12 protein-coding genes are annotated in these 12,188 nt (G+C 66.3%); 6 read left to right on the top strand and 6 right to left on the bottom strand.

The features are described from left to right. The first annotated feature begins 34 nt into the window (after nucleotides 1-34). Complete coding sequence (gene arcD / locus C454_RS16100) at nucleotides 35-1,492, top strand: arginine/ornithine antiporter ArcD (RefSeq protein ID WP_004977300.1); 1,458 nt, start codon at nucleotides 35-37, stop codon at nucleotides 1,490-1,492. Between the two features lie 42 nt (nucleotides 1,493-1,534). Here the strand turns inward: arcD and C454_RS16095 are convergent, their stop codons facing one another. Next, entirely contained in the window at nucleotides 1,535-2,164 is a 630-nt protein-coding gene (locus C454_RS16095; RefSeq protein WP_004977298.1) for a PH domain-containing protein, read from the bottom strand. Beyond that, complete coding sequence (locus C454_RS16090) at nucleotides 2,161-2,796, bottom strand: PH domain-containing protein (protein ID WP_049905229.1); 636 nt, start codon at nucleotides 2,794-2,796, stop codon at nucleotides 2,161-2,163. The genes C454_RS16095 and C454_RS16090 overlap by 4 nt, the downstream gene beginning before the upstream one ends. Before the next feature lie 139 nt (nucleotides 2,797-2,935). On the opposite strand from C454_RS16090, the gene C454_RS16085 reads away from it, so the two are divergent. From C454_RS16085 to C454_RS16065, 5 genes are all read left to right on the top strand, one after another. Beyond that, nucleotides 2,936-3,421 (top strand): Lrp/AsnC family transcriptional regulator, encoded by a 486-nt coding sequence (locus C454_RS16085; protein WP_004977292.1) that lies wholly within the window; start codon nucleotides 2,936-2,938, stop codon nucleotides 3,419-3,421. Continuing rightward, on the top strand, nucleotides 3,418-4,569 hold the full coding sequence (locus C454_RS16080; protein WP_004977291.1) for a pyridoxal phosphate-dependent aminotransferase: 1,152 nt from the start codon (nucleotides 3,418-3,420) through the stop codon (nucleotides 4,567-4,569). The genes C454_RS16085 and C454_RS16080 overlap by 4 nt, the downstream gene beginning before the upstream one ends. A gap of 137 nt (nucleotides 4,570-4,706) precedes the next feature. Continuing rightward, complete coding sequence (locus tag C454_RS16075; RefSeq protein ID WP_004977289.1) at nucleotides 4,707-5,132, top strand: universal stress protein; 426 nt, start codon at nucleotides 4,707-4,709, stop codon at nucleotides 5,130-5,132. A gap of 139 nt (nucleotides 5,133-5,271) precedes the next feature. Then, the gene (locus C454_RS16070; RefSeq protein ID WP_004977286.1) at nucleotides 5,272-5,988 is read left to right on the top strand and encodes a DUF7504 family protein; all 717 of its coding nucleotides are present in this window, start codon (nucleotides 5,272-5,274) and stop codon (nucleotides 5,986-5,988) included. Nucleotides 5,989-6,122: 134 nt separating this feature from the next. Then, the gene (locus tag C454_RS16065; protein WP_004977284.1) at nucleotides 6,123-8,141 is read left to right on the top strand and encodes a hypothetical protein; all 2,019 of its coding nucleotides are present in this window, start codon (nucleotides 6,123-6,125) and stop codon (nucleotides 8,139-8,141) included. Here the strand turns inward: C454_RS16065 and C454_RS20835 are convergent, their stop codons facing one another. From C454_RS20835 to guaB, 4 genes are all read right to left on the bottom strand, one after another. Beyond that, a complete protein-coding gene (locus C454_RS20835) occupies nucleotides 8,142-8,282 on the bottom strand; it encodes a DUF7503 family protein (protein WP_004977279.1) in 141 nt (46 codons plus the stop codon). It lies immediately after the preceding gene. 180 nt (nucleotides 8,283-8,462) lie between these two features. Further along, nucleotides 8,463-9,053 (bottom strand): HalX domain-containing protein, encoded by a 591-nt coding sequence (locus C454_RS16060; protein ID WP_004977278.1) that lies wholly within the window; start codon nucleotides 9,051-9,053, stop codon nucleotides 8,463-8,465. A gap of 153 nt (nucleotides 9,054-9,206) precedes the next feature. Continuing rightward, the gene (locus C454_RS16055; RefSeq protein WP_004977277.1) at nucleotides 9,207-10,295 is read right to left on the bottom strand and encodes a TrmB family transcriptional regulator; all 1,089 of its coding nucleotides are present in this window, start codon (nucleotides 10,293-10,295) and stop codon (nucleotides 9,207-9,209) included. Nucleotides 10,296-10,484: 189 nt separating this feature from the next. Next, nucleotides 10,485-11,981: an IMP dehydrogenase gene (gene guaB / locus C454_RS16050; RefSeq protein ID WP_004977276.1), complete on the bottom strand. Its 1,497-nt coding sequence runs from the start codon at nucleotides 11,979-11,981 to the stop codon at nucleotides 10,485-10,487. Nucleotides 11,982-12,188: the final 207 nt, after the last annotated feature.

The raw sequence follows: 12,188 nt of genomic DNA, 5'->3' as shown, positions 1-12,188 counted from the left end.
AATTTTATGCTCTAAAGTTATTTGTCGAGCTACGATGGGAACTGATAGGTACACACCGCGGTCGTACGACGACATCGCCCCGGAGCAGCGCCCGACGCTCAAACAGGCGCTCGTTCCGGTGCTCGGACTCGTCGCCTTCCTCGGTCTCGGGTCGGCGTGGCTGGGACTCGACCCGCACATCCCGCTCATCTGGAGTATCGCGCTGGTCGGTCTCCTCGGTCGTTTCGTCTGGGGCTACACCTGGGAGGACCTCTACGAGGGCATCGAACGCAGCCTGGCGATGGGGCTACAGGCGATTCTCATCCTGTTTGTCATCTACGGCGTCGTCTCGACGTGGGTCGCCGCGGGGACGATTCCGGCGCTGATGTACTACGGTCTCGACCTGCTGTCGCCGCAGGTGTTCCTGCCCGCGACGGCGCTCCTCGTCGGCATCGCCACCTTCGCCATCGGCTCGTCGTGGACCGCGGTCGGCACGCTCGGCGTCGCCTTCATCGGCATCGGCTCCGGCCTCGGCGTCCCCGAGCCCATGACGGCCGGCGCGATTCTCTCCGGTGCGTACGCGGGCGACAAGCAGTCGCCGCTGTCCGACACGACGAACCTCGCAGCCGCCGTCACGAACACCGACCTCTACGACCACATCCGCGCGATGCGAAGCGGGACGGCCGTCGCGTTCGGCCTCTCGCTCGTCGGCTTCGTCCTCCTCAGCCTCGGCATCACCGGCGCGATTCCGGCCGGCCAAATCGCCGAGATTCAGACCGCCCTCGCCTCCTCGTACGACATCACGCTCCTCGCGTTCCTGCCGCTCGCGGTCACGTTCGGCCTCGCCGCGGCGGGCTATCCCGCGCTGACGGTCCTCCTGGCGGGCGCGTTCGCCGGCGCGTTCACGAGCATCCTCGTGCAGGGCGCGTCGTTCGTCACGGCGTGGCAGACGTTCATGAGCGGCACCGGCCCCGAAACCGGCTCCGAACTCGTCAACAGCCTGCTCGCCTCCGGCGGCGTCTCCGGCTCCGCGTGGACTATCGCCGTCGTCGTCGCGGCGCTGACGCTCGGCGGCCTGCTCGAACAGACCGGCGTGCTCGCCGTCCTCGCCCACCGCCTCCAGCGCGGTATTCGGAGCCCGCGCCTGCTCGTCGCCTCCACCGGTCTCTCGGCGATACTGACCAACGCGCTCACCGCCCAGCAGTACATGAGTATCGTCGTCCCCGGCATGACGCTCCGCGACACCTACGACGAGTTCGGCCTCGACAGTTCGGACCTCTCGCAGGCCATCGAGTCCGCCGGGACGCCGACCGGCGCGCTCCTCCCGTGGCACGCCGGCGGCGCGTACATGGCCGGTGTCTTGGGTGTGGCGACGTTCGACTACATGTGGTACTACTTCTTCGGCTACCTCTCGCCGCTCGTGCTGTTCGCCTTCGTCCTCGCGGGCGTCGGCTTCTCGGGGAACAGCACGGCACAGCCCGGTCCCGCCGCTCCGGCGGCGGACGACGACTGACGCGAACCCGCGCCGCGAACCGAACCGAAAACTCCCGTTTTTCTACCGCTCTAAGGCCGCCCTGAGCGCCCGCACCTCGTCGCGGACGGCGACCCACTGTTCGACCGTACCGGGGAGTTCGTCGCCATCGCGGTCGTCGCGTCCCTCGATTCGGTCGCGGACGGCACCGGGGTCGTCAACGTCCTCGAAGCGGATTGCGCCGCCGCCCGCGGCCTCGACCGAGACGGTCCCGTAGCCGAACAGCGACCCCGCGACGCCCTGCGAGAGCGCGCTGTTCTGGACGCGGTCGAGGGAGACGCGCTGGACGGTCCGAGACAGGACGCCCGACTTCCGGTAGAGCGCCCTGTCGGTGACGACGAAGCGCGTGTTGGTGACGCGGAGGTACGACCACGCCGGCAGGAGGAGTCCGACGAGGGCCGCGAGCGCGAGCGCCGGCGCGTCGTTCACGACGGCCACGGCGACGGCCGCGACGGCGATTGCGCCCCCGACGACCGCGGCGGGGATGACGGTCTGTATCCGCGGGCGACCCGCCCAGCGGACGGTCTCGTCGTCGCCGCGGGCCAGCCAGTCGTCGATGGCCGCGGCGGGCGCAGCATCGGCGTCGCCGGCCGTCGAGTCGGTCGCGGCGCGCTCGGACGGCGAGTCCGCGGGGCTCGAATCGCCGCCCGTCATCGCTCGTCGGTCGTCGCGTCGAACTCGAAGTCGCTCGGTTCGAGCGCGTCGGCCGACGCGTCGGCGTCGGAGTCGGAGTCGGTTCCGCCCTCGTCGGGACCGTCGTCGCCCGCGGCGGCGCCCTCATCGCCTTCGACGGCCCGCCGAATCGCGCGGAGTTCGGTCAGGATGTCGTCGAGGACGGCGGCCTTCCCCTCGGCGTCGGTCTCCGGCCCCGCGCGGCGCTTGATTCGCTCGTTGATGAGCGACTGGAGCGACTGCGGTTCGGCGACGTTCTGGAAGCTCATCTCGATGCCGCTCCCACCGGCGGTGCTGATGTTGACGGAGCCGTAGCCGAACTGCGCGCCGAGGAACGTCTGGCTGTAGGAGGTGTCTTGGACCTTGTCGAACTCGATGCGCTGGACGCTCCGAGAGAGGACGCCCGACTTCCGGTAGAGCGCGTCGGACGTGACGACGTAGTTCGTGTTCTTGTGCGAGAGGTACGACCCGACGAGAAGCGGGATGCCCACGAGGACGAGCGAGAGCGGGACGCCGACGATGAAGGAGGGCACGAGGCTGTAGGGATGCGGGGTGTCGGCCCAGAGTACCTCTTCGTCGCCGTCGAGGGTGAGCCAATCGAACTCGGCGTTCATGGCGGACACGTTTCCGCCGGCGGCGGAATAGTGTTCCGCCGGACGGGTCGGCGACGACGCCCGTCGCATGACACTGAGTGACACGACAATTCCGCCCGGTTGGGCAAACCATTTTACGGATGCCTGCAACGGACTGTCCATGGACAAGCAGTCACTGCTCGACTTGCTGCGTCACGACGCTCGCGAGAGCGTAGATGACATCGCCCGCCAGCTGGGCGCAGACGCCGAAGCAGTGGCAGCAGCGCTCGAGGAACTCGAAGAAGACGGGGTCATCCGCGGCTACCAGGCGGTCGTCGACTGGAACAACGTCGACGAGGAACACGTCCGGGCGCAGGTCGAAGTCGACGTCGAACTCGACCGCGAGACGGGCTACGAGGAGATCGCCCGCCGCATCGCGCGGTTCCCCGAAGTCGCCACGCTGCGACTCGTCTCCGGCGACTACGACTTCTTCATCGAGGTCGAGGGCGCGTCGATGCACGCCGTCTCGAACTTCGTCTCCGAGCGCATCGCCCCCATCCCCGAGGTCACGAAGACGGTCACGCACTTCGTGATGGACTCCTACAAGGAGGAGGGCATCGAACTCGGCGACGGCGACGACGACGACCGGCTCTCAGTGTCGCCATGACGCTCGGCGACCAGCTTTCGGACCGCGTCAAACAGGTGCCGCCGTCGGGGATTCGGAAGTTCTTCGAACTCGCCGAGGAGGTCGACGACGTCATCTCCCTCGGCGTCGGCGAACCCGACTTCTCCGCGCCGTGGGCCGCCCGGACCGCCGCCATCGACTCGCTCGAACGCGGCAAGACCTCCTACACGTCGAACCGCGGGATGCGCGAACTCCGCGAGGCCATCTCGGAGCGCGTCACCCGCTACGGCCAGGAGTACGACCCCGAAGACGAGATTATCGTCACGACGGGCGCGAGCGAGGCGGTCGACCTCGCGTTCCGGGCGTTCGTCGACCCCGGCGACGTGGTGGCGATTCCCCAGCCGTCGTACATCTCGTACACGCCGGGAGCCATCTTCGCCGGCGGCGAACCGCTGCCGGTGCCGACCCGCGCCGAAGACGAGTTCACGCTCACTCCCGAGGCGCTCGAAGCCGCCGGGGCCGACGAGGCCGACGTGCTGGTGCTCTGCTACCCGAACAACCCGACCGGCGCGGTGATGTCCGACGACGAACTCGCCGACGTGGCCTCGTTCGTCAGGGACCACGACCTCGTCGTGCTCTCCGACGAAATCTACTCGGACCTCCGGTACGAGGACGACCACGCCTCCATCGCCACCCACCCCGGCATGCGCGAGCGGACCATCGTGTTCAACGGCTTCTCGAAGGCCTACGCGATGACGGGGCTGCGACTCGGCTACGCCATGGGGCCTGCCGGAGCCATCGACGCGATGAACAAGGTCCACCAGTACGCGATGCTTTCGGCGCCCACGACGGCGCAGTACGCGGCGCTCGAAGCGCTGCGGTCGTGCGACGACTCCGTCGACGAGATGCGCCGCGAGTACGACCGCCGCCGTCGGTTCGTCCTCGCCCGCTTCGAGGAGATGGGACTCGACTGCTTCGAGGCGAAAGGGGCGTTCTACGTCTTCCCGGAGGCCCCCGACGGCGACGACGAGGCGTTCGCCGAGGGCCTCCTCGAAGAGCAGAACGTCGCGCTCGTCCCGGGGAGCGTCTTCGGCGAGGGCGGCGAGGGCCACCTCCGAGTCTCTTATGCGACGGGGATGCGCGAACTCCGCGAGGCGATGGACCGTATCGAGGCATACGTCAGCGACTGAGCCGACCCCATCCGTCCACCCCGCCCGTCGGCCCCACCCGTCCGCCCCGACCTGCCGGCAACTCCGTTTTTTGGCCGACCGAGCGGCGCACCGGGGTGTGCGAAGGATTCACGCGGTTGGGGCGCGTACATCCAGCGATGTACGACGAAATCCTGCTCCCCGTCGACGGGAGTCCGGCGGCCGAACAGGCGATACCGCACGTGTTCGACCTCGCGGAGCGGTACGACGCGACGGTACACGTGTTGTTCGTCGTGAACACGACGCGGGACAACGCGGGTATCATCGGCGGGACGGTCCTCGAAACCCTGGAGCAGGAGGGCCAACGCGTCGTCGACGAGGTCGTCGAACGCGGCGAGAGCCGCGGCATCGAGACGGTCGGGGCCGTGCGGCGGGGCGCGCCCCACGAGACCATCCTCGACTACGCGACGGAACACGGCGCGGAGGTCATCGCGATGGCGACGCACGGCCGGACGGGCGTCGAACGCGTGCTCCTCGGGAGCGTCACCGAGCGCGTCGTCCGGACCGCGCCGGTTCCCGTGCTGACCGTCCGGGCGACGGGGTAGTCTGACCCGCCGTCTCGGGCGGTCGAAGCGGCCGAACACGCCCCAATCAGAGTGCACCATCGATAATGACACTTGGTGGCACATTTCGAGAGACCAACACGCAAAGTATTATTAAATATGGTTTCGTCGTGCAACACGAATGGTTTCGGGAGGTGACACGGACATCGCCGTGACGGAGGACACGTCCACGTTCCAACTCGGGCTGGACGACCTCAAGCGACGAGGGAGCGCGCTCCTCGTCGTCGGGTCGGTTCCGACTGAACTCTACTCGCGCGCGTCCAAGCAGATGCTCGGCGCTCCCGACGAGCCTCGACGCCGCCTGTTAGTTCTCAACGACTCGACGCCGCTCGACACCCGCCTCGACACGGACATCCAACGCTCGAAGGAGTGGACCCGCGTGGTGCGGTACTCGACGCTCGAACGGAGCGCAGCGGCGTCGCCGTCACCGTCGGCCGCCGTACCGACTGCGGTCGAGACCTGCGAACGCCGGGTGAGCGGAGGCCTCGGCCAACTCGGCGCGGAACTCGCGACCGACGTGACCGAGTTCGACAGCCTCGCCGGGGGGCTCTCTCCGGCCGAACTCCGCGTCGCGTTCGACTGTCTGCCGTCGCTCCTCTCGCGGTACGAGCGGGACCACGTGTTTCGATTCCTCCACGTCATGACGTCTCACGTCCGCGCGCGAAACGGGATGGTCCACGTCTGGTCCCCCGGCGGCCGCGAGGACGAGATTAATCGGATGCTCGAACCGCTGTTCGACGCCGTCGTCGAACTCGACGTCGAGGGCGCGGAAGTCCGCCAACGCTGGCACCTCCGGCGGAAGGAGGTCTCGTCCGGCTGGTTTCCGTTGGAGCCGTGACGTTCTCGCGACCAATACGTTTTTTACCCTAATCGTGTCACATAGACTCAATGGAATCGTCCGGGCAGGGCAAGCGAGCTGACGCGTCTTCCACGCTGGAAGTCGGCTTTTCGCTCCCTTCGGAAGGCGCGGGGTTGGTCGTTCGGGATAACGTCGAACGCCACCAGTTCATGCTTCGCACGCCGTCGCCTGTCGCGCCCGAGCCGGCCGACCGGCGTCGGTTCTCGCTCCCGACGGACGCGGCGGTCCGCATCGAGACCGACCGTATCGGGTTGGCGGCGAACACGGTCGTCTGCGTCCGCGACGAGGCGGGGTCGATGCTCGCGCAGGTCGACCAGCAGGGACACGAGGAACTCGACGCGGCAACCTACAGCATCGAGCTCTTCGGTGCGGTCAAGACGTACCTCAGAGTCGAGGGACCGCTGACTGTCGACGCGAAGCCGCTCGAAACCGTCCTCTCGTTCGAGGAGCCGCAGACGGTGTACGTCGGCGCGCGGTCGTCGCACGAGAGCCCCGCGACGACGGTCACGACGACCGACGACCCGCTGGACGTGATGGAGGCCGTCTCGGCGTTCAGCTCCGCGCTCAAGACCACGAGCGTCGAGCGGTCGTACCCCACGCTCCGAGGTCACCCGCCGCTTCTCGAGTTGGGCGACGAACTCGACATCCCGGAGGGGCTTCACGTCCCCGAGACCGGCGTCCGAATCGAACTCCCGCCGACGCTGAGTCACATCTTCGTGGCGACGCCGCTGGCGTACTACCTCGGCGCGAGACTCGTCCCCGGTGACGCCCCCCGACTCGTCGCCGAAGACGGGTTCGTCCACGACTTCGACGGCCCCCACGGCTTCGAGGAGTCGGTCGCGCGCGCGCTCAAACGGACGTTCTTCCTCGACTGCGTCGTTCGGACGGAGGGCATCTACGACGTGCCGCTCCACGAGCGCCAGACGGTCGAGTCGCGGACGGACATCGACGTCGAGCGGCTGTACGACGCGTCGCTCGGCGAACAGCTCTCGGCGTACTTCGAGATACCCTACGAGCACATCGCCGACCTCGTCCCGGAGTGGAAGCTGACGACGCACGTCGCGCCGCAGACCGACAACATCGAGCTCCTGCCGTTCATCACGAACGACCTCGCGGTCGTCAGGACGCCCACGGGGACCGAAGTCCCCCACTCGGAGGTGCAAGCCGCCGTCGTCGACGATTTCCTCCGCGACGACATCGTCAGGAGCGCGGGCGCGACGACCCCGAACGAGACGTACGTCAAGCCCAGTTCGACCGACTCGGTCGAGCAGGCGTGGATAAGCGACGGAACGCCGGTCGGCGCGAGCAAGACCACTCCCGCCGCCTACCGGAACCGGCTTCAGCGCAAGCCGACGCAGGGAGACATCGGTATCACGGTCGTCTGCAACGACCCGGAGATGCTCGCCGAGACGGACATCGTCGACGACGTCTACGGCTCGCGCGACGGGCTGTCGTTCGACGTCGACGCCCACTACGACCTCAGCCGGGCGGAGCTTCGGGAGATACTCGCCGAGCCGACGGACTTCCTCCACTACATCGGCCACATCGACGACGACGGCTTCCAGTGTCGCGACGGCAGGGTCGACGCCGAGACGCTCGACCACGTCGGGACGGGGGCGTTCTTCCTCAACGCCTGCCAGTCGTACGACCAGGGACTCGCGCTCGTCGAGGCCGGCGCTATCGGCGGTATCGTCACGTTCAGCGAGGTCATCAACAGTCAGGCGGTCGGCGTGGGGCGCACGCTGGCCCGACTGCTTAACGGGGGATTCCCGCTGCAGGCGTCCCTCGACGTGGTCCGAACCGACAGCGACATCGCCCACCAGTACGGCGTGGTCGGGGACGGGAGCCTCTCTGTAGTCCAAGCCGAAAGCGGAGTCGCGATACTCTGCGAGGTCGAGCACATTGACTCGGACACGTACGAACTGTCGTACAACGCGTACCCCACATCTCGGAGTGGGCTCGGTTCGCTAATCATACCTGCATTACCGAACAACTCCGAGTATTTCCTCTCATCACAGTCTCTCTCGGACATCAGGCTATCGACCCAAGAACTTCGAGACTTCCTCGCGTTAGAACAGATTCCGGTCGTCTACGACGATACCGTCTACTGGGATTGCGAATTCCTTCCGTGATTACGGACCGTAGATGATTCCGGTGTTGCCGGCTGCCACGCTTCCCGCCTGTGAGAGCAGGAGCGTGAGCGTGAACAGGACGCCCATCATGCGGGGGTTCTGACGGAGGTACGCGACCATCTGGTTGCTGTCGTCGGACATGTGCACTTACCCCAAGGAGCGAGCGCGAAATATAATTTTTCGTGTATATCTGATATGAAAATAACTTAATTAAGTGAACACGTGTCGCAAGTAATCGTCGAGGTCGCAAACGGCGCTGTAGGCGCGCGAAAGCGGGAAAGAGAGGTGAAAGGGGTCGGCGACCGGAACGCCCGCACCCGATTAGGAGCTGTCGATGTCGACTTCGCCGCCGATGTCTCGGTAGACTGCGGAGATTCCCTCGGTCTCGTCGAGTTGGCCGAGCGTCTCGTCGAGCTCGCGCCGGAGTTCGGTCAACCGGGCGGTGAGCTGTTGATACTCCTCGTTTTCTTCGAGCGCCGCTTCGTCCTTTTCGGACTCTAAGAGCGCCTTCTTCGACGCGAGGGAAAACAGGTCCTGAATCCCTACGTCGTAAGCGTTTCGCAGGATGAGGTTAGAGACGGTGTCAGTCAGCGCTTCGCGCGAGACGGGCTTGACGAGGTAGTCGTCGAAGCCCATGGCGATGATATCGAAGTCGGGCTCGACCGCGGTCACCATCGCGACGCGGCACTCGAAGCCACGGTCCCGAATCTCCGAGAGCGCTTCGTCGCCCGAGAGGTCGGGCATTCGACGGTCGAGGAGAACAACGTCAACCTCGTCGTCGAGCTTATCGAGCGCCTCGCGGCCGCCGTAGGCGACACGAACGCTGTAGTCGTTCCTAAGCCAGGTTGCGTACAGATCGGCGAGGTCAGGCTCATCTTCAACGATGAGCACCAGTGGCTGTTCTGCGCTCATTGGTAGTGTAGGGGTGTTCCGGGGACGCTCACGAAACTCAATGTCGTGCAGTGGTATATCAAAATACCTCTTGTCTAACGCCGTCCGAAACTGCGCTTGTGCGCACTAATTGCCCCCCGGAGTTGTTATACATTCCGGCGAATCGAACAGATTTCACCTGTCAGATGTCTCTGATATCTCTTCGACGGTGATTCGGTTCGCCTCGACGTCCTCCAAGACCGCGCCCCACCCGCCGACGGTGTATGTCCCCTCGTCGGTCTCGACGGTCAGACAGACCTGTCCCGCGAGTTCGGAAAACGACAGCGTGTCCGTCGGCGCGGAGACCGCCGTGTAGTACACGTCGGTCACTTCGCCGGTGAACTCTATCGGGTCGCGCTCGTCGGTCTCGTAGCCTTTGATGTGGGTGATGATACGCTTCCCGTCGCGGATGAGCGGCTCCGTGTCCTGCACGAAGTGTCTGATGTCTGAATACACGAACGGGGGTTCGTCCGTCTGTGCGTCGTAGACGACTTCCCAGACCTCCCACAGCGCCGTCTGGAAGTACCAGTGGAAGACGTACGCCAGCGTGTAGTCGTCGACGAGGACGCCGTACTGGTTCATCGAGCTGTCGTGCGGCGCGAAACACGCGCCCGTCCGGTCGACGATAGCGACGAACGGCGTCGGGAGGGTTCGGTGTCTGACCTCCGTGGCGACTCCCTCGTACTCCTGTTCTGCGAGCGGTTCGAGTTCGTCGGTCCGCTCGGGATGCAACACGACCTTCACCAGCGCGCCGTTCTCGTACGCCTCCGAGAGCGCCGGCTTGAGTTCGTCGAACTGCTCGGGGGTGACGGACAGTTGCACCTCGCCGTCCGCCTCCCGAATCATCTCCTCGGCTCGGTTGAACACCGTCTCGAAGCGCTTGACGATGCTCAGCATGTGTCGGTCGACCGCGGGCTGCTGCCAGCGCGTCTCTATCTCGGAGGCGGCCTCGTCGAGCTGGACGGCGCGGCTCTTGAGGTCCTCCATCACCGACTTCGGGTCGCACGCCCGCGCGTGCAAACTGTCCTGTTCGTAGGTCTCGATGTAGCCTTTGGCCTCGAGGTCGCGGAGAACATCGTAGATACGGGCAGTCGGTACGGCGCAGGCGTCGGCGAGTTCGGTCGCACTCGCCGCGCCGAGCTGCAGAAGCGCGACGTAAGCCTCCGCCTGATACTGTGACAACCCGGCGTTCCGAAGTGCGGTCCGTAGCTCCGCGGTATCCATCGCTTGTAGATGCACGACATACATCCGTATTAATTATCCCATGTCCTCGTCCCGCTCGCGTGACAGGAAGTGGCCGCAGACGGGGGCGGAGCGTGCGGCGAGAGAAAGAACAGCGGAGCGGCGACCGGCAAAACGAGGTACGTCGGGGAACGGTTCGGGGGCGACGAAGCCGGGGTGCGGGAGAGCGCGTTACTCGCTCGGGCTGTAGTTCGGCGCTTCGTCGGTAATCATCACGTCGTGGGGGTGGCCTTCGGTCTGGCCGGCGGCGGAGACGCGGACGAAGCGGGCGCGCTCTTTGACCTCGGGGATGGTCTCGGCGCCGACGTAGCCCATGCCGGACTGCATGCCGCCGACGAGCTGGTGGAGCTCGGACGCGAGCGAGCCCTTGTACGGCGTCGCGGCCTCGACGCCCTCGGGGACGTACTCCTCGTCCTCGTTGTCCTCCTTGAGGTAGCGGTCGGCACCGCCGGACTGCATCGCGCCGACGGAGCCCATGCCGCGGTACTGCTTGTACTTCTTGCCGTTCATCGTGATGACGCGGCCGGGGGCCTCGTCGGTGCCGGCGAAGTAGGAACCGAGCATGACGGCGTCGGCTCCGGCGGCGACCGCCTTGATGGCGTCGCCGGAGTAGCGGATGCCGCCGTCGGCGATGACCGGGATATCGTACTCGGCGGCGACGTCGGCGACCTCCGCGACGGCCGAAATCTGGGGCATACCGGAGCCGGAGACGACGCGGGTCGTACAGATGGAGCCGGGGCCGATGCCGACCTTGATGCCGTCCGCGAAGTCGACGAGTTCGGCCGCGGCCTCGCGCGTGCCGACGTTCCCGACGACGACGTCCGCCTCGACGGACTCCTTGATCTCGCGGGCGGTGTCGATGACGTTGAGGTTGTGCGCGTGGGCGCAGTCGATGAAGATGACGTCGACGCCGGCGTCGTCGGCCATCTGCGCGCGCTCACCGTCGAACGGACCGACGGCGACGCCGCAGACGAGGCGACCGTCGTCGTCGCGGGCGGCGTTCTCGTGTTCGCGGCGCTGGAGGATGCCCTGCATCGTGACGAGGCCGACGAGGCGGCTGTCGTCGTCGACGATGGGGACGCGCTCAATCTTGTGGTCGTACATGAGTTCGAGCGCGTCGCGGGCGGTGACCTCGCGCTCGGCCGTGATGACCTCGTCCGTCATGGCCTCGCTGACCTCGTCGGACTCGCCGACCTCGAGGTACGGGCGGATGTCGGTGCCGGAGATGATGCCGAGGACCACGTCGTCGTCGTCGACGACGGGCGCGCCGGAGACGCCGGCGCGCTCCATCATCTCGTCGACCTCGCTGATGGTCTGGCCGGGGTTGGCCGTGACCACGTCTTCGCGGCGGATGACGAGTTCGTCGGCGCGCTTGACGCGCTCGATTTCGTGGACCATCTGCTCGGCGTTCATGTTGCGGTGGAGCACGCCGATGCCGCCCTCGCGAGCCATCCCGATGGCCATCCCGCTCTCGGTGACGGTGTCCATCGCCGCCGAAAGGATGGGAATGTTGAGTTCGACGTTCTTCGAGACGCGCGTCGACACGTCGGCGTCGTCGGGTTCGACGCGGCTCTCCATCGGGCGGAGCAGCACGTCGTCGAATGTGAGGGATTCGGGTACCCGTAGCTTCTCGGTGAAGGGTTCTCGGTCAGGAACGTCGTTCGCCATATCAAGCGTGGTTGCGGCGACGACAAAAGGGTTGCGAGATAGCACGGGCGTGTCGATGTATCGCAAACCAGTTCGGTGATATATGCATGTGCGTGATTATTCTTCGCATCGCCGGCGGACCGAGACGACCGCCAGAACACGTGACGACACCCGCGAGCGACGGACGCCGTCGGCCGCGACCGCTCGGGGGTGTTCGTCCCCTCGTCA

It is taken from the genome of Haloferax gibbonsii ATCC 33959 (assembly GCF_000336775.1).
Taxonomy (GTDB): Archaea; Halobacteriota; Halobacteria; order Halobacteriales; family Haloferacaceae; genus Haloferax; species Haloferax gibbonsii.
This window is presented reverse-complemented; position numbering and strand designations above follow the sequence as displayed.